At 60.1% G+C, this 18634-nt stretch carries 13 protein-coding genes; 6 read left to right on the top strand and 7 right to left on the bottom strand.

The genetic code is table 11. The features are described 5' to 3' along the window. The first annotated feature begins 77 nt into the window (after positions 1–77). From tig to AAEQ75_RS20125, 6 genes are all read left to right on the top strand, one after another. Positions 78–1388: a trigger factor gene (gene tig, locus AAEQ75_RS20150; protein WP_343350249.1), complete on the top strand. Its 1311-nt coding sequence runs from the start codon at positions 78–80 to the stop codon at positions 1386–1388. Positions 1389–1482: 94 nt separating this feature from the next. Beyond that, the gene (clpP, locus tag AAEQ75_RS20145; protein WP_343350248.1) at positions 1483–2124 is read left to right on the top strand and encodes an ATP-dependent Clp endopeptidase proteolytic subunit ClpP; all 642 of its coding nucleotides are present in this window, start codon (positions 1483–1485) and stop codon (positions 2122–2124) included. A gap of 107 nt (positions 2125–2231) precedes the next feature. Continuing rightward, positions 2232–3512, top strand: coding sequence for an ATP-dependent Clp protease ATP-binding subunit ClpX (gene clpX / locus AAEQ75_RS20140; protein ID WP_099524454.1), 1281 nt, complete (start codon positions 2232–2234; stop codon positions 3510–3512). Positions 3513–3661: 149 nt separating this feature from the next. Further along, entirely contained in the window at positions 3662–6058 is a 2397-nt protein-coding gene (gene lon, locus AAEQ75_RS20135) for an endopeptidase La (protein ID WP_343350247.1), read from the top strand. 135 nt (positions 6059–6193) lie between these two features. Beyond that, on the top strand, positions 6194–6466 hold the full coding sequence (gene hupB, locus AAEQ75_RS20130) for a nucleoid-associated protein HU-beta (protein WP_003239952.1): 273 nt from the start codon (positions 6194–6196) through the stop codon (positions 6464–6466). Positions 6467–6658: 192 nt separating this feature from the next. Next, the gene (locus AAEQ75_RS20125) at positions 6659–8506 is read left to right on the top strand and encodes a SurA N-terminal domain-containing protein (protein ID WP_343350246.1); all 1848 of its coding nucleotides are present in this window, start codon (positions 6659–6661) and stop codon (positions 8504–8506) included. Positions 8507–8560: 54 nt separating this feature from the next. On the opposite strand, the gene AAEQ75_RS20120 is transcribed toward AAEQ75_RS20125, so the two are convergent. The 7 genes from AAEQ75_RS20120 to AAEQ75_RS20090 all read right to left on the bottom strand — a co-directional run bounded on the left by AAEQ75_RS20120 (position 8561) and on the right by AAEQ75_RS20090 (position 18562). Continuing rightward, positions 8561–10108, bottom strand: a complete 1548-nt coding sequence (locus AAEQ75_RS20120; protein ID WP_343350245.1) for a phospholipase D family protein — start codon at positions 10106–10108, stop codon at positions 8561–8563. A 221-nt stretch (positions 10109–10329) separates the two neighbouring features. Then, positions 10330–11124: an enoyl-ACP reductase FabI gene (gene fabI / locus AAEQ75_RS20115; RefSeq protein WP_256836354.1), complete on the bottom strand. Its 795-nt coding sequence runs from the start codon at positions 11122–11124 to the stop codon at positions 10330–10332. Positions 11125–11152: 28 nt separating this feature from the next. Further along, the gene (locus AAEQ75_RS20110) at positions 11153–12766 is read right to left on the bottom strand and encodes an ABC transporter ATP-binding protein (protein ID WP_343350244.1); all 1614 of its coding nucleotides are present in this window, start codon (positions 12764–12766) and stop codon (positions 11153–11155) included. A gap of 1 nt (position 12767) precedes the next feature. Then, positions 12768–13787, bottom strand: coding sequence for an ABC transporter permease (locus AAEQ75_RS20105; RefSeq protein WP_143503898.1), 1020 nt, complete (start codon positions 13785–13787; stop codon positions 12768–12770). Between the two features lie 2 nt (positions 13788–13789). Further along, complete coding sequence (locus AAEQ75_RS20100) at positions 13790–14875, bottom strand: microcin C ABC transporter permease YejB (protein ID WP_003461414.1); 1086 nt, start codon at positions 14873–14875, stop codon at positions 13790–13792. A gap of 1 nt (position 14876) precedes the next feature. Next, positions 14877–16736: an extracellular solute-binding protein gene (locus tag AAEQ75_RS20095; RefSeq protein WP_343350243.1), complete on the bottom strand. Its 1860-nt coding sequence runs from the start codon at positions 16734–16736 to the stop codon at positions 14877–14879. Next, positions 16733–18562: an extracellular solute-binding protein gene (locus tag AAEQ75_RS20090; protein WP_343350242.1), complete on the bottom strand. Its 1830-nt coding sequence runs from the start codon at positions 18560–18562 to the stop codon at positions 16733–16735. Before AAEQ75_RS20090 ends, AAEQ75_RS20095 begins: the two co-directional genes overlap by 4 nt. Between the last annotated feature and the right edge of the window lie 72 nt (positions 18563–18634).

The raw sequence follows: 18634 nt of genomic DNA, 5'->3' as shown, positions 1-18634 counted from the left end.
CATTGAGCCTCTAGAATGCTTGGCCTTGATTCGGGGCCGGTTCGAGCCGGCTTATGTCTGTGCAACGAGGAATATCCATGCAAGTTTCTGTTGAAAGCACTTCTGCTCTTGAGCGCCGCATGACTGTCGGCGTACCCGTCGAGCGCATCGAGACCGAAGTCAACAAGCGTCTGCAGCAGACTGCCCGTCGTGCCAAGGTTCCTGGCTTCCGTCCTGGCAAGGTGCCGATGAGCGTGATCCGTCAGCGTTATGAAGACGCTGCTCGTCAGGAAGCCTTGGGCGACCTGATCCAGGCTACCTTCTACGAAGCCGTGGTTGAGCAGAAGCTGAATCCGGCCGGTGCTCCGGCTGTCGAGCCCAAGTCCTTCGAGAAGGGTAAGGATCTGGAATACGTCGCTACTTTCGAAGTATTCCCCGAGTTTCAGGTTTCCGGTTTCGACTCCATCGCCATCGAGCGTCTCGAAGCTGATGTGGCTGATAGCGACGTCGACAACATGCTCGACATTCTGCGCAAGCAGAACACCCGCTTCGAAGCTGTTGAGCGTGCTGCCGAGAATGGCGATCAGTTGAACATCGACTTCGTTGGCAAGATCGACGGTGAAGCCTTCGCTGGTGGTAGCGCCAAGGGCACTCAACTGGTGCTGGGCTCCGGCCGCATGATCCCGGGCTTCGAAGATGCCCTGGTCGGCGCCAAGGCTGGTGAAGAGCGCGTGATCAACCCGACCTTCCCTGAGGACTACCAGAACCTCGATCTGGCCGGCAAAACCGCCGAGTTCACCGTTACCGTGAACAGCGTTTCCGCCCCGCAACTGCCTGAGCTGAACGACGAGTTCTTCGCTCTGTTCGGTATCAAGGAAGGCGGTCTGGAAGGTTTCCGTGCCGAAGTCCGCAAGAACATGGAGCGCGAGCTGCGTCAGGCCATCAAGTCCAAGGTCAAGAACCAGGTAATGGACGGCCTGCTGGCTGCCAACCCGGTTGAAGTGCCGAAGGCGTTGATCGGTAACGAAGTGAACCGTCTGCGCGTGCAGGCCGTTCAGCAGTTCGGTGGCAATATCCAGCCTAATCAACTGCCGGCCGAGCTGTTCGAAGAGCAAGCCAAGCGCCGTGTCGTGCTGGGTCTGATCGTTGCTGAAGTGGTCAAGCAGTTCGACCTGAAGCCGGACGAAGCCCGCGTACGCGAACTGATCGAAGAGATGGCCTCGGCTTACCAAGAGCCTGAGCAGGTCGTTGCCTGGTACTACAAGAACGACCAGCAAATGAACGAAGTGCGTTCGGTTGTACTGGAAGAGCAAGTTGTAGATACTGTTCTGCAGAAGGCCAACGTGACCGATAAAGCGGTTTCCTACGAAGACGCAGTCAAGCCGGCGGAAGCTCCTAAAGCCGACTGATCTGGTAACCTCGTTCGAGTACACCACCATAAGCCAGCCTCCGTGCTGGCTTATGCGTATTTGAGACATGACTATTAGGGAGTGAGCGCAAGACATGTCCCGCAATCCTTTTATGCAAAACATGCCTGAAATCCAGGCCGCTGGCGGCCTGGTGCCGATGGTCATCGAGCAGTCCGCTCGTGGCGAGCGTGCCTACGACATCTACTCGCGTCTGCTCAAGGAGCGCGTGATCTTTCTGGTTGGTCAGGTCGAGGACTACATGGCCAACCTGATCTGCGCCCAGCTGCTGTTTCTGGAAGCAGAGAATCCGGACAAGGACATTCACCTGTACATCAACTCGCCGGGTGGCTCGGTGACTGCCGGCATGGCGATCTATGACACCATGCAGTTCATCAAGGCGGACGTGTCTACCACCTGCATCGGTCAGGCCTGCAGCATGGGCGCGTTCCTGCTGGCTGGCGGCGCCAAGGGCAAGCGTTTCTGCCTGCCGAACTCGCGTGTGATGATTCACCAGCCGCTGGGCGGCTTCCAGGGGCAGGCTTCGGACATCGAGATCCATGCCAAGGAAATCCTCTTCATCCGTGAGCGCCTGAACGAACTGCTGGCTCATCACACCGGTCAGAGCCTGGAAACCATCGAGCGTGACACTAACCGCGACAATTTCATGAGCGCTTCGCGTGCCATGGAATACGGTCTTGTAGATGCCGTACACGAAAAGCGTCAAATGCCGGTCTAGATAAGGCTCCATCTGCGGGCACCCTTCAATGACGCGACTTGCGCCCTTGAAAATGCCCGCATTTGCCTTCATCTTGTGTTTCAAGCCTACCGTATTGGATTGATCGAATGACTGATACCCGTAACGGTGAGGACAACGGCAAACTGCTTTATTGCTCCTTCTGCGGCAAAAGCCAGCATGAAGTGCGCAAGTTGATCGCCGGTCCTTCCGTCTTCATCTGCGACGAATGCGTCGACCTGTGCAATGACATCATCCGCGAGGAGGTGCAGGAAGCACAGGCCGAGAGCAGCGCGCACAAACTTCCGGCACCCAAGGAAATCAGCGGCATCCTCGATCAGTATGTGATTGGTCAGGAACGCGCCAAGAAAGTGCTGTCGGTAGCGGTATACAACCACTACAAGCGTCTTAATCAGCGCGACAAGAAAGATGATGTCGAGCTGGGCAAGAGCAATATTCTGCTGATCGGTCCGACCGGTTCCGGCAAGACATTGCTGGCGGAAACGCTGGCGCGTCTGCTCAACGTGCCCTTCACCATCGCTGACGCCACCACCCTGACCGAAGCCGGTTATGTCGGTGAGGACGTCGAGAACATCATTCAGAAGCTGCTGCAGAAGTGCGATTACGATGTCGAGAAGGCCCAGATGGGCATCGTCTACATCGACGAAATCGACAAGATCTCGCGCAAGTCCGATAACCCGTCGATTACTCGCGACGTGTCGGGTGAGGGCGTGCAGCAGGCGCTGCTGAAACTGATCGAGGGCACTGTTGCCTCGGTTCCGCCGCAAGGCGGGCGCAAGCATCCGCAGCAGGAATTCCTGCAGGTCGACACGCGCAACATCCTGTTCATCTGTGGCGGTGCATTCGCCGGTCTGGAGAAAGTCATCCAGGCGCGCTCCACCAAGGGCGGCATCGGTTTCGGTGCGGAAGTGCGCAGCAAGCAGGAAGGCAAGAAGATCGGCGAGTCGCTGCGCGAAGTCGAGCCGGACGATCTGGTCAAGTTCGGCCTGATTCCCGAGTTCGTCGGTCGTCTGCCGGTGATTGCGACCCTGGAAGAGTTGGACGAAGCAGCTTTGGTACAGATCCTCACCGAGCCGAAGAACGCGCTGACCAAGCAGTACGCCAAGCTGTTCGAGATGGAAGGCGTGGACCTGGAGTTCCGCTCCGATGCGCTGAAATCCGTGGCGCAGAAGGCGCTGGAACGCAAGACCGGCGCACGTGGTCTGCGTTCTATCCTCGAGGGCATTCTGCTCGACACCATGTACGAGATCCCGTCCCAGCAGGACGTGAGCAAGGTGGTGATCGACGAGAGCGTCATCGAAGGCACCTCCAAGCCGCTGTTGATTTACGAAAACAGCGAGCCGCCGGCGAAGGCCGCGCCAGACGCCTGACGGCTGTCACACGATGCAAAGAAGGGGCCCCTCGGGCCCCTTCGCTTTTCTGGACATTGCGCTTGTTTTTTATGGGAGCTACCCCCATCTTAAAAGCCAAGGGTAATCCCGCCTGTTTACGGCCTTATGGCCGCCGCTGAGCCGAAATCATGAAGACAACCATCGAATTGCCTCTCCTGCCATTGCGCGATGTAGTGGTCTATCCGCACATGGTCATCCCGCTTTTCGTCGGGCGTGAGAAATCCATCGAGGCCCTCGAGGCAGCGATGACGGGCGACAAGCAGATTCTGCTGGTGGCCCAGAAGAATCCAGCCGTCGATGATCCGGATGATCAGGATCTGTATCGCGTAGGCACCGTTGCCACCGTCCTGCAACTGCTCAAGTTGCCCGACGGCACCGTCAAGGTGCTGGTCGAGGGTGAGCAGCGTGGTTCCATCGAGCGTTTCATCGAGCTCGATGATCATTGCCGCGCCGAAGTGCAACTGATCGAGGAGGGCGAGACCGCCGAGCGCGAGTCCGAGGTTTTTACTCGTAGTCTGCTCAGTCAGTTCGAGCAATACGTGCAGCTGGGCAAGAAGGTCCCGGCCGAAGTGCTGTCTTCGCTCAACAGCATCGATGAGCCCAGCCGTCTGGTCGATACCATGGCCGCGCACATGGCGCTGAAGATCGAGCAGAAGCAGGAGATCCTCGAGATTACCTCGCTGTCCGCACGCGTCGAGCATGTGCTGGCGCTGCTGGATGCCGAAATCGACCTGCTGCAGGTCGAGAAGCGCATCCGTGGTCGCGTTAAGAAGCAGATGGAGCGCAGCCAGCGCGAGTACTACCTGAATGAGCAGATGAAGGCCATTCAGAAGGAGCTGGGCGACATCGATGAAGGCCACAACGAGATCGATGAGCTGAAGAAGCGCATCGACAACGCCGGCCTGACCAAGGAAGCGCTGGCCAAGGCCAATGCCGAGTTGAACAAGCTCAAGCAGATGTCGCCGATGTCTGCCGAAGCCACTGTGGTGCGTTCCTACATCGACTGGTTGGTGAACGTGCCGTGGAAGGCCGAGAGCAAGGTACGTCTCGACCTGGCACGTGCAGAGAGCATCCTCGATGCCGACCATTACGGTCTGGAAGAGGTCAAGGAACGCATCCTCGAGTATCTCGCCGTGCAGAAGCGGGTGAAGAAACTCAAGGGGCCGGTGCTGTGCCTGGTAGGCCCGCCTGGTGTGGGCAAAACCTCATTGGCCGAGTCCATTGCCACCGCGACCAGCCGCAAGTTCGTGCGTATGGCCTTGGGCGGCGTACGTGACGAGGCCGAGATTCGTGGCCACCGTCGTACCTATATCGGTTCGATGCCGGGGCGTCTGATTCAGAAGATGACCAAGGTCGGCGTGCGCAACCCGCTGTTCCTGCTCGATGAAATCGACAAGATGGGCCAGGACATGCGCGGCGATCCTGCCTCTGCGCTGCTGGAGGTGCTCGATCCGGAGCAGAACCACAATTTCAACGATCATTATCTGGAGGTCGATTACGACCTGTCGGACGTGATGTTCCTCTGCACCGCCAACTCGATGAATATCCCTGGGCCGTTGCTGGACCGGATGGAAGTCATTCGGCTGCCGGGTTACACCGAGGACGAGAAGGTCAACATTGCCATCAAATACCTGGCGCCCAAGCAGATACAGGCCAATGGTCTGAAGAAGGGCGAGCTGGACATTGAAGAATCGGCGATTCGCGACATCATTCGTTACTACACGCGTGAAGCTGGTGTGCGCAGTCTGGAACGGCAGATTGCCAAGGTCTGCCGCAAGGTTGTCAAGGAACATGTTCGCGAGAAGCGTTTTCAGGTCACGGTCAGCGCCGACTCCCTTGAGCACTTCCTGGGGGTGCGCAAGCATCGCTACGGTCTCGCCGAGCAGCAGGATCAGATTGGCCAGGTAACGGGTCTGGCGTGGACGCAGGTGGGCGGCGAGCTGCTCACCATCGAGACGGCGGTAGTGCCTGGCAAGGGCGTTTTGATCAAGACCGGCTCGTTGGGCGATGTCATGGCAGAGTCCATGACGGCGGCCATGACGGTGGTTCGCAGTCGTGCGAAAAGCCTGGGGATCGCAGCTGATTTCAACGAGAAGCGTGATGTTCACATCCATATGCCGGAAGGTGCGACACCTAAGGATGGCCCGAGTGCGGGCATTGGTCTGTGCACGGCGCTGGTCTCGGCATTGACGCAGATTCCGGTGCGGGCGGACGTGGCCATGACCGGAGAAATCACCTTGCGTGGTCAGGTGTTGGCCATCGGTGGTCTCAAGGAAAAACTTCTGGCAGCTCATCGGGGTGGGATCAAGACTGTGATTATTCCCGAAGAAAATGTGCGTGATCTGAAGGAAATTCCGGAAAATATTAAGCAAGACCTGCAGATTAAACCGGTTAAATGGATTGACGAGGTCCTGCAAATTGCGCTGCAATACGCCCCGGAGCCCTTGCCCGATGCGGCTCCCGAGATGGTTGCAACGGATGACAAGCGCGAGTCTGATTCCAAGGAGCGAATTAGCACGCATTAGCCGGGGGGCTTCCTTGACACAATTTTTGAGCCCTTGTTATAAAGCGGCTCTTATTGTGTCAGCAGGCTATCCAGCACCCGCTTTGCTTACACTAAAAATCAAGAAACAAACTAAACAGAAATAAGGGGACTTAGAGTGAACAAGTCGGAACTGATCGATGCCATCGCTGCATCTGCTGATATCCCGAAAGCTGTTGCTGGCCGCGCGCTGGATGCAGTGATTGAATCCGTCACTGGCGCTCTGAAAGCTGGTGACTCCGTTGTGCTGGTTGGCTTCGGCACCTTCGCTGTCAAAGAGCGCGCTGCTCGCACTGGCCGCAACCCGCAGACCGGCAAGCCGATCAGCATCGCTGCTGCCAAGATCCCAGGCTTCAAAGCTGGCAAGGCTCTGAAAGACGCCGTCAACTAAGCGTCTTCCGGGTTTGCCTCGCCGTCAGGCTTCATCTGGCGGCTGTTAGGGGGCAGCGCAGGTAGTCCCAGACTCTTGCTCTGACTGCTTAACGCGTTACGAGAAGGCGCATCCAAGGATGCGCCTTTCTTCTATCTGGACATTACCCACACTGCGCGGCTGGTGACTCTGTACAGTCGTTCTGGGGGAAGCATGCTGCAAAACATCAGGGACAATTCACGCGGTTGGATTGCCAAAATCATCATCGGCCTCATTGTGATGCTGATGGCGTTTACCGGTTTCGAAGCTATCGTCACGGGAGCCAGCAATCGCAACAATGCGGCTGACGTGAACGGAGACACCATTACCCTCAGCGAGCTCAACCAGGCCGTTGAAATGCAGCGTCGCCAACTGCTGCAGCAATTGGGTCGCGATTTCGATGCCTCGCTGCTCGATGACAAGTTGCTGCGTGAGGCTTCGCTCAAGGGTTTGATCGAGCGCAAACTGCTGTTGCAAGCAGCGGACGATTCCCACTTCGCCTTCTCGCAGGGATCGCTGGATCAGGTCATTCTGCAAACTCCCGAATTTCAGGTAGATGGCCGCTTCGATGCTGCGCGCTTCGATCAGGTCATTCGCCAGATGGGCTACACCCGTCTGCAGTTCCGCCAGATGCTGGAAGAGGAAATGCTGATTGGGCAACTGCGTGCCGGTCTCGGCGCCAGTAGCTTCGTCACTGAGCAGGAGGCGCGTGCGTTCGCCAATCTAGAGCGCCAGACCCGTGACTTCGCCAGCCTCGTCATCAAGGCCGACAGTGCTGCGATCAACCTGAGCGATGACGACGTCAAAGCCTATTACGACGAGCATGCCAGCGAGTTCATGAGCCCAGAGCAAGTGGTGTTGGAGTACGTCGAACTCCTCAAGGACAGCTTCTTCGATCAGGTCGAAGTCAGCGATGAAGATCTGCAGCCACTGTACGAGAGCGAGATCGCCAACCTGGCTGAGCAGCGTCAGGCTGCGCACATCCTGATCGAGGGCGATGACCAGGCAGCGCGCACCAAGATCGAAGAGATCAAGGCGCGTGTAGACGCTGGCGAAGATTTCGCTGCCCTGGCCAAGGAGTTCTCGCAAGACCCAGGATCGGCTGCCGATGGCGGTGATCTGGGGTACGCCGGTCCTGGCGTTTACGACCCGGCCTTCGAAGAGGCGCTCTATGCACTGCAGCAAGGGCAGGTCTCCGAACCGGTCAAGAGCGAGTTCGGCTGGCATCTGATCAAGCTGCTGGGTGTTCAGGCGCCTGAAGTGCCGAGCTTCGACAGCCTCAAGGACAAGCTGGCGCGCGACTTCAAGGCGCAACAGGTCGAGCAGCGCTTCGTCGAGGCGACCAAGCAGCTGGAAGATGCCGCGTTCGAAGCGTCGGATCTGGTGCAGCCGGCTCAGGAGCTGGGGCTCGAGGTCAAGACCAGCGAAGCCTTCGGCCGTGAGGGTGGTGCAACTGGCATCACTGCCAACCGTCAGGTACTGCAGGCTGCATTTAGCCCTGAAGTTCTGGAAGATGGCACCAACAGCTCGACCATCGAACTGGACCCAAGTACCGTGGTTGTCGTGCGCGTCAAAGAGCACAACAAGCCCGAGCAGTTGCCGCTTGAGCAGGTCGCAGAGAGCATCCGCGCTCATCTGCAGCAGGAGCGTGCCGCCGCTGCCGCCAAGGCTGAGGGCGAGAAGCAACTGGCCGCTGCCGAGGCCGGTGAAACTGCCGATGCTGGCTGGCAGGTTCAGGAGGCCGCCACGCGCAGCCAGGACGGCGTTGAGCCGAAGGTGTTGCAAGCGCTGTTCCGTATGCCCAAGCCAGCCAAGGCGGGCGAGCCGACCTTCGCCGGCGTGACACTGAACAATGGTGACTACGTTGTGCTGCGTCTCGATGGCGTGAATGTGCCGGAAGAAGCGCTGGCTGACGAAGAGCTTGCCATGTACCGCAACTTCCTCGCATCGCGTGCAGGCCAGCAGGACTTCGCCGCACTGCGTAAGCAGCTGGAAGCCAAGGCCGACATCGAGCGTTTCTGATCGTTGTTTGCTAAGACAGAGCCCCGCCAAGTGCGGGGCTCTTTCATTTTGAGGTCATAACAACCATTCGATGGGCAGCCAGGAAAGCAGGCGTACGCCCAGGTTTTTCAGCAGCCCCGTACCTGGCTCGCTGTCGAGTCGACGTTGCTCGCCATTCTGGCGCTCGAGCCAGTAGAGCCCACCGTTCTCGCTTAGCCCCAGCTCATACGCATTTGCCGGAATATCGGTTTCGAATGCCTGGCCGATGGCGGCAGCCAGTGTCGGGCTTTCGATGATGAAGCCCATCTCCGTGTTGAGGCGGGCGGAGCGTGGATCGAAGTTGAACGAGCCGATGAAGATGCGCTGGCCATCCAGAGCGAAGGTCTTCGCGTGCAGGCTCGAGCCGGAGCTGCCAAACGGCCCGGCTTTTTCCCGGGGGCCCTCATCGTCGGCACCCAGGCGCATTTCATAGAGTTTCACGCCACCTTCCAGCAGGGCGCGACGGCGCTTGGCGTAGCCGGCGTGCACGGGCGTCACGTCGGTTGCTTCCAGCGCATTGGTGAGAATGCGTACCTCTATGCCGCGTCGTACCATGCCGGTGAACAGGTCGACGCCGGCTTGCGTGGGGACGAAGTAGGGTGAGACGAGATCGACCCGGGATGTTGGAGTGTCGAGCATGTCTTTCAGGTCGCTGATCAATAGTTCGCTATCACTGGCTGTGCCAAGGCCTTTGGCGGGATCGTCACTGACCAGCGTGGTCTCGCTCCATTCAAAGCTCAGATCCTTGTCCAGCAGGCGTGCAATGAAGTTGCTTTCCTGCAGGGCCTTCACGTAGCCGCTGGCTGCAGGTGTATTGGAAAGATCTGCAGCGATATCGTGTAGGCGCAAGGGGGCGTTCTGGCTGCGCGGCACGATCAGCTCCAGCGGATAGCTCGAATCACTGGCCCAGTAACGATCAAAATCGTCCGAGGTATCCGCCACCACTGGGCCGATTGCCAGCACGTCGAGGTCGGCGAAAAGCACGCCTTCACTGGCATCGAAGTATTCGTCGCCAATATTGCGCCCGCCAATGATGGTGGCCTGGTTGTCGACGGTGAGCGACTTGTTGTGCATGCGCCGGTTGGCGCGGGAGAAATGCGTCAGATAACCCAGCATCTTGGCTTTCCGCAGGGAGAAGGGGTTGAACAGACGTACTTCGATGTAGGGGTGTTGATCGAGTGTGCTGAGTGTCTGGTCCAGGCCGGCAATGCCGTTGTCGTCCAGAAGCAAGCGGACGCACACGCCGCGCTCTGCCGCTCTGAGCAAGGCGTCAAGTAACAGGGTGCCGGTGACGTCATTGCGCCAGATGTAGTACTGCACGTCGAGACTGCGTTCGGCCGCTTCAACCATCAGCATACGCGCGGCGAAGGCGTCCCTGGCCGCTGCCAGCGTAAGGATGCCGGACAAGCCGGGATGAGCGTCCCGCTCGCTACCCAGAGCTTGCCCCAGTGTGGTGTCGGCCGTTTCGGCCTGGGTGAAGGCCAGGCTTTCGCTACGGCCATCCAGTGGCGGTAATGCGCAGCCAGCCGCGACGCTGCATAGCGCGGTAATCAGGCAGGCTCGCCAGGTTTTTGTCTGGATCATTTACCTTTCTCGGTTCCAGGCCTCCCATCTAGGACCGCGTCAGTGTTGATGCGTGCTGAAATGTGACATCAGAACGCGGCTCGGCGCGCTCAGCCCCTGCAGGATTTGCTGGCGTCCTGACGAAAAAACGCCGCAGTCCCAAGGGGATCTGCGGCGTTTTCGTGCCGTTCAGCAGGGGGCATCGATGCTGGAGTTCCAGTCGATGCCCGGTCGACTGCCGATCAGTCTTCCATGGCGCCCATGGCGGTGGTGTTGAAGCCGCCGTCGACGTACATGATTTCACCGCTGACGCCCGAAGCCAGGTCGGAGCAGAGGAAGGCACCGGCGTTACCGACTTCCTCGATGGTCACGTTGCGACGCAGCGGGGTCTGCTTCTCGTTGGCGGCCAGCATCTTGCGGAAGCTGGCGATACCGCTGGCGGCCAGGGTACGGATCGGACCGGCAGAGATGGCGTTGACGCGGGTGCCTTCCGGGCCGAGGCTACCAGCCAGGTAGCGTACACCGGCTTCCAGGCTGGCCTTGGCCATGCCCATGACGTTGTAGTTGGGCATGGTGCGCTCGGCGCCCAGGTAGGAGAGGGTGAGCAGGCTGCCGTTGCGGCCTTTCATCATCTCGCGACCGGCCTTGGCCAGGGCGACGAAGCTGTAGGCGCTGATGTCGTGGGCGATCTTGAAACCTTCACGGGTGGTGACGTCGGTGAAGTCGCCATTGAGTTGGTCGCCCGGGGCGAAGCCGACCGAGTGGACGATGCAGTCCAGGCCGTCCCATTTCTTGCTCAGCGCTTCGAATACGGCGGCGATTTCCTCGTCGCTGGCCACATCGCAAGGGAAGCACAGGTCAGCGCTGGAGCCCCAGCCGGCGGCGAACTCTTCGACGCGGCCCTTGAGCTTCTCGTTCTGGTAGGTGAAGGCCAGCTCGGCACCTTCGCGGTGCATGGCAGCAGCGATACCCGAGGCGATGGACAGTTTGCTGGCGACGCCAACGATGAGTACGCGCTTACCGGTTAGAAAACCCATTGTGCTATTCCTCTTCCTGTTTCAAGGATCAGTGAGCCGTTGCCGGGGCCAGAAAAGCGGCTTCCAGCAATTGCTGCGTATAAGGGTGTTGCGGTGCACTGAAGATCGTCTCTGCAGACCCTTGTTCGACCACCTGGCCCTGCTTGACCACCATCAACTGGTGGCTCAGCGCTCTGACTACCGCCAGGTCATGGCTGATAAACAGATAGGTCAGGTTGTACTTGGCCTGCAAGCCGCGCAACAACTCCACCACCTGACGCTGCACCGTACGGTCGAGCGCCGAAGTGGGCTCGTCCAGCAGGATCAACGCCGGTTTCAACACCAGTGCCCGGGCAATGGCAATCCGCTGCCGTTGCCCGCCAGAAAACTCGTGGGGGTAGCGATGCCGCGTCTGCGGGTCCAGCCCTACCTCCAAAAGCGCGTCGATGATGGCTTGTTCCTGCTCCGCCTCGTTGCCCATACCGTGAATGCGCAGACCCTCACCGACGATCTGGCTCACCGACATGCGTGGGCTCAGGCTGCCGAAGGGGTCCTGAAACACCACCTGCATCTGCCGGCGCAGCGGGCGCACTTCCTGCTGGCTGAGACCCTGCAACTGCTGGCCCTGGAAGCGGATATCACCGCGACTGGCGAGCAGCCGCAGAATGGCCATGCCCAGGGTGGATTTGCCGGAACCACTTTCGCCGACTATGCCCAGGGTCTGACCCTGAGGCAGGCTGAAGTTGATGCCGTCCACCGCTTTGACATGATCCACCGTCCGGCGCAGCAGGCCCTTCTTGATCGGGAACCATACGCGCAGGTCGTCCACCTCCAGCAGCGGCTGGCCCGCAGGGTTGGCCGCAGGGTCGCCGCTGGGCTCGGCACCGAGCAGTTCCTGGGTGTAGGGATGCTGCGGAGCCTGGAACAATTCTTCACACGACGCCTGTTCGACGATGCGACCGCGCTGCATGACACATACGCGATGGGCAATTCTGCGAACCAGGTTGAGATCATGGCTGATCAGCAGCAGTGACATGCCCAGGCGCGCCTGCAGATCCTTGAGCAGTTCGAGGATTTTCAGCTGAACGGTGACGTCCAGCGCGGTGGTCGGTTCGTCGGCGATCAGCAGTTGTGGCTCGTTGGCCAGGGCCATGGCGATCATCACGCGTTGACGCTGGCCGCCGGAGAGTTCGTGCGGGTAGGCCTTCAGGCGTTTCTTCGGCTCGGGGATGCCGACCAGCTCCAGCAGCTCCAGCGTGCGCGCGCTGGCTGCCTTGCCGCGCAGGCCCTTGTGCAGGACGAGCACCTCGTTGATCTGCTTTTCGATGGTGTGCAGCGGGTTGAGCGAGGTCATTGGCTCTTGGAAGACCATGGCGATGCGGTTGCCACGGATACCACGCAGACGGCCTTCACCGAGCTTGAGCAGGTCCTCGCCAGCATATTCGATGCTGCCATGCGGATGGCGTGCGAGCGGGTAGGGCAGTAGACGCAGGATCGAGTGCGCCGTCACTGACTTGCCCGAGCCGCTTTCGCCGACCAGGGCCAGTGTCTCGCCTTTGCGGATGTCGAAGCTGACCCCCTCGACCACGCGCTGGCAGTTCTCGCCCGTGACGAACTCGACGGCCAGGTCGCGAACTTGCAGCAGGGTTTCGTTCTGGCTCATGTCATTTCCTCGGGTCGAAGGCATCGCGGGCGGCTTCGCCGATGAAGACCAGCAGACTCAGCATGATCGCCAGCACGGCGAAGGCACTGATACCGAGCCACGGGGCCTGCAGGTTGCTCTTGCCCTGGGCGACCAGCTCGCCGAGCGACGGTGCGCCGGGCGGCAGGCCGAAGCCCAGGAAGTCCAAGGCGGTAAGCGTGCCGATCGCACCGGTGAGAATGAACGGCATGAAGGTCATGGTCGAAACCATGGCATTGGGCAGGATGTGGCGGAACATGATCGCTCCGTTCTCCATGCCTAGCGCCCGCGCCGCGCGCACGTACTCGAGGTTGCGGCCACGCAGGAATTCGGCGCGCACCACGTCGACCAGGCTCATCCAGGAGAACAGCAGCATGATGCCCAGCAGCCACCAGAAGTTCGGCTGCACAAAGCTGGCGAGGATGATCAGCAGATAGAGCACCGGCAGGCCCGACCAGATTTCCAGAAAGCGTTGGCCAAGCAGGTCGACCCAGCCGCCATAGAAGCCCTGCAGCGCACCAGCAATCACGCCGATCACCGAGCTGGCCAGGGTCAGGATCAGGGCAAACAGTACCGAGATGCGGAAGCCGTAGATCACCCGCGCCAGTACGTCACGGCCCTGATCGTCGGTGCCCAGCCAGTTCTGTGCCGAGGGTGGTGCGGGGGCTGGTACTTCCAGCTCGTAGTTGATGCTCGAATAGCTGAAGGGGATCGGCGGCCAGATCATCTTGCCGTCTTTTTCCGCGATCAGGTCCTGAATGTACGGGCTCTTGTAATTGGCCTGCAGCGGGAATTCGCCGCCGAACACGGTTTCCGGGTAGCGCTTGAGTACCGGGAAATACCACTCACCGTCGTAGCGCACGGCCAGGGGCTTGTCGTTGGCGATCAGTTCGGCACCGAGGCTCAGGCCAAACAGGATGAGGAACAGCCACAGCGACCACCAGCCGCGTTTGTGCGCCTTGAAGCGATCCAGGCGGCGTCGATTGAGAGGGGATAGTTTCATGCTCAACCCTCCCGACTTTCGAAGTCGATGCGTGGATCGACCAGGGTGTAGGTGATGTCACCGATCAATTTCACGATCAGCCCCAGCAAGGTGAAGATGAACAGGGTGCCGAACACCACCGGATAGTCGCGGTTGATCGCTGCCTCGAAGCTCATCAGGCCCAAGCCGTCGAGCGAGAAGATCACCTCGATCAGCAGGGAACCAGTGAAGAAGATGCCGATGAAGGCCGCGGGGAAGCCGGCGATGATCAGCAGCATGGCGTTACGGAACACGTGCCCGTAGAGCACGCGGTGGTTGGTCAGGCCCTTGGCGCGGGCGGTCACCACGTACTGTTTGTTGATCTCGTCGAGGAAGCTGTTCTTGGTCAGCAAGGTCAGGGTGGCGAAGTTACCAATGACCAGGGCTGTGACCGGCAGTACCAGGTGCCAGAGATAGTCGAGAATCTTGCCGCCGAGGCTGAGCTGCTCGAAGTTGTTCGAGGTCAGGCCGCGTAGCGGGAACCAGTCCCAGTAGCTGCCGCCGGCGAACAGCACGATCAGCAGGATGGCGAAGAGGAACGCCGGGATGGCATAGCCGACGATGATCGCTGAACTGGTCCAGACGTCGAAGGCGCTGCCGTGGCGGGTGGCCTTGGCGATGCCCAGCGGGATGGAGACCAGATACATGATCAGGGTGCTCCAGAGACCGAGTGAAATCGACACCGGCATCTTCTCGATGATCAGGTCTATGACCTGGGCGTCACGGAAGAAGCTGGAGCCGAAGTCCAGCTGCGCGTAGTTCTTGAGCATGATCCAGAAACGCTCCGGCGCCGACTTGTCGAAACCGTACATTTTCTCGATCTCGGCGATCAGCTGTGGGTCGAGGCCCTGGGCGCCGCGGTAGTTGGAGCCGGCCACCGACACTTCGGCGCCACCGCCGCCGATACGCCCCGTGGCGCCGCCGGCAGCCGCATCGAAACCTTCCAGCTTGGCGATCATCTGCTCGACCGGGCCCCCTGGTGCGGCCTGGATGATGATGAAGTTGATGACCAGAATGCCGAATAGGGTCGGGATGATCAGCAGCAGGCGGCGAAAAATATAGGCCAGCATGTTATTGCTTCGCCTCTTCGGTCGCTTGTTCGGCGGCTTGCTCCTGGGCCTCGCTTGGCTGCTCCAGGCCTGGGCGTACCCACCAGGTGTGCAGGCCGATATCGTAGAGCGGCGTCACTTTCGGATGCTCGAAGCGATTCCAGTAGGCGACGCGCCAGGTCTTGATGTGCCAGTTGGGGATCACGTAATAGCCCCACAGCAGCACGCGGTCGAGAGCCCGGGTGTGTGCGATCAGATGTTGCCGCGAGTTGGCGTTGATCAGCCCTTCGACGATCTGGTCGATGGCCGGGTCCTTGAGGCCGATGAAGTTGCGGCTGCCAGGGTTGTCGGCGCTGGAAGAATGCCAGTATTCACGCTGTTCGTTGCCCGGCGAGTTGGACTGGCCGAAACCACCGACGATCATGTCGAAATCACGCGAACGCAGGCGGTTGATGTACTGCGAAACGTCAACGCGGCGTATCACCAGCTCGATGCCGAGGTCGGCCAGGTTGCGTTTGAAGGGCAGCAGCACGCGTTCGAATTCGGTCTGCGCGAGCAGAAACTCGAAACTTACCGGCTGGCCGCTGGCGTCGAGCATGCGATCACCATCGATACGCCAGCCAGCCTGTTGCAGCAGCTGGTAGGCGCGGCGCTGCTGCTCGCGGATGATGCCGCTGCCGTCGGTGACCGGTACGCGGAATTCTTCGCTGAACACTTCGGCTGGAATCTTGCCGCGCAGCGGCTCGAGGATCTTCAGTTCGTCTTCACCGGGCAGCCCTTGCGAACCCAGCTCGGAGTTGTCGAAGTAGCTGCGGGTGCGGAAATAGGCGCCGTTGAACAGGCGTTTGTTGGCCCATTCGAAGTCGTACAGCAGGCCTAGTGCTTCACGTACGCGGCGATCCTGGAACTGCGGACGGCGGGTGTTGAAGATGAAACCCTGCATCCCGGTGGGGTTGCGGTTCTGGATTTCTTCCTTGACCAGCTGGCCGTTGGCAACCGCCGGTGTGTTGTAGGCGGTGGCCCAGTTCTTAGCACTGGTTTCCAGCCAGTAGTCGAACTGGCCGGCCTTCAGCGCTTCCAGAGCTACGGTGTTGTCGCGGTAGTAGTCGATCTGGATAGTGTCGAAATTATAGAACCCACGGCTCACGGGCAGGTCCTTGGCCCACCAGTCGTCGACCCGGTCGTAGCGGATGCTGCGCCCGGCCTGAACACGACCGACCTTGTATGGGCCGCTGCCCAGCGGCACCTCGAGATTGCTCTTGGCGAAGTCGCGCTCGGCCCACCAGTGCTTGGGTAGCACCGGCAGTTGGCCGACGATCAGCGGCAGCTCACGGTTGCCGGCGTGCTTGAACACGAAGCGCACGCTGTGCGGCGATTCCACTTCCACCTCTTCGACATCGGCGTAGTAGCCGCGGTACATCGGCGCGCCTTTTTCCATCAGCGTATCGAAGGTGAACTTGACGTCTTCGGCGGTGATCGGAGTGCCGTCGTGGAAGCGGGCTTCCTTGCGTATCAGGAAGCGCACCCAGGCGTTGTCAGGTGCCTTCTCGATCTTTTCCGCCACCAGTCCGTAGGCAGTGAACGGCTCGTCCATGCTCTGCACAGCAAGGGTGTCGTAGATCAGATTGATCTCGTCGGCGGCCACCCCCTTGCTGATGAAGGGGTTGAGGCTGTCGAAGCCACCGAAACCCGCTTCGCGAAAGGTGCCGCCCTTGGGCGCGCCGGGGTTGGTGTATTCGAAGTGCGTGAAGTTGGCGGGATATTTGGGCGGCTCGTCGTAGAGGGTGACGGCATGCTTGGGGGCGGCGAAGGCGAGGCCGGCCAGGCCGAGCAGAATGAGGCTGCTACCGTGGAGCAGGAAACTGCGCAGCGGGTGGGTCATCGAGCGTTCTCCGTGGGCTTCAGCCACCAGGTGCGCAGGCCCAGGGTGTAGGGCGGCGTGGTGACGAAGGCGAACCGGTTGCGGTACGCCAGGCGGTGATAATTGATGTACCAGTTGGGAATGCTGTAGTGCTGCCAGAGCAGGACCCGATCAAGGGCCCGTGCGGCGGCTACCTGTTCGTCCCGCGTCTGCGCCGAGAGCAGCTTGTCGATCATCTCGTCGACCACCGGATCATTGACGCCCGCATAGTTCTTGCCGCCCTTGATGTTCACTTGGCTGGAATGGAAATACAGCGATTGCTCCAGGCCTGGGCTGAGGGTTTGCGGCAGGGTCAGCAGGATCATGTCGTAGTCGAACTGGTCAAGGCGCTGCTTGTATTGGGCGCGGTCGACAGTGCGCAGGTTGGCGCGTATGCCGATACTGGCGAGGTTGGCGATATAGGGTTGGAGAATGCGTTCGAGGCTGGGGTTGACCAGCATGATCTCGAACTCGAGTCGTTGACCGCGAGCATTACGCAACTCCTGGCCGGAAGGCTTCCAGCCGGCGTCGGCCAATAGACCGAGGGCGCGGCGCAAGGTTTCCCGGGGGATACCGCGGCCATCGGTTACCGGTTGTGTCAGTGGCTCGGTGAGCAGGCGCGCGGGCAGCTTGTCGCGGTGAGGCGACAGCAGCAACCACTCTGCGCCTTCGGGTTTGCCGGTGGCCGAGAATTCGCTGTTGGGGTAGTAACTGGCGGCGCGTACGTAGGCATTGTTGAACAGTGTGCGATTGGTCCATTCAAAATCGAACATCAGCCCCAACGCTTCGCGCACCCTGCGGTCGCTGAACAGCTCGCGGCGCGTGTTCATGAACAGGGCCTGGGTCTGCGTCGGGATCTGGTGCGGTATCTCGGCGCGAATCACGTCGCCGCGGATCACGGCTGGGAAGCGGTAGCCGTTGCTCCAGTTCTTCGCTTGGTTCTCGATGTAGAAGTCGAATTCGCCGGCCTTGAAGGCTTCGAAGGCGACATGGTTGTCGCGGTAGAACTCCACTTCGACGCGGTCGAAGTTGTACTTGCCACGATTGACCGGCAGGTCCTTGCCCCACCAGTCTTTCACCCGTTCGAACACCAGGCGCCGGCCAGGCACGACCTGGACGATGCGATACGGGCCGCTGCCCAGCGGGGCTTCGAATGTCGTGCTTTTGAAGTCGCGATCTTTCCAGTAGTGCTGCGGCAGCACCGGCAGTTCGCCCAGGCGCAGGATCAGCAGCGGATTGCCGGCGCGCTTGAAGACGAAGCGGATGCGGTGACGACCGAGGATATCGACGCGCTTCACTTCCTGCAGGTTGGTGCGGTACTGCGGATGGCCGTCGTTGCGCAGCAGGCGATAGGAGAAGGCAACATCGTAGGCGGTGATCGGTTTGCCATCGTGAAAGCGCGCTTCGGGGCGCAGATTGAACACCACCCAGCTGCGATCCTCGTTGTACTCGACGCTCTTGGCGATCAGGCCGTAACTGGAGGCAGGCTCATCGCCGGAGGGATCGTAAGCGCCAGTGCCGACCATCAAGGGTTCGTTCAGCTCATTGGCGCCGTACTGCAGGAAATGCGCGGTCGAGATCGGGCTGCTGCCCTTGAGTGTGTAGGGGTTGAGCGTATCGAAAGTACCGGACGCCATGATGCGCAACGTGCCACCTTTGGGCGCATCGGGGTTGACCCAGTCAAAATGACTGAAGCTGGCAGGGTACTTGAGTGTCCCGAACTGGGCGTAGCCGTGGCTCTCGCTGATAGTCGCAGAGGCGGGAAAGCTCAAGGCCAGGCTGAGGAACAGCAGGAGGAGGGGACGCATCGGGCGTGAGATCCGATCCATGGCGGCGTTTGGGCTCTGGGGCGGTACAGTAACAGCTTGTATGGACAGGAA

The sequence above is a fragment of the Pseudomonas sediminis genome, from assembly GCF_039555755.1.
Taxonomy (GTDB): Bacteria; Pseudomonadota; Gammaproteobacteria; order Pseudomonadales; family Pseudomonadaceae; genus Aquipseudomonas; species Aquipseudomonas mendocina_D.
This window is presented reverse-complemented; position numbering and strand designations above follow the sequence as displayed.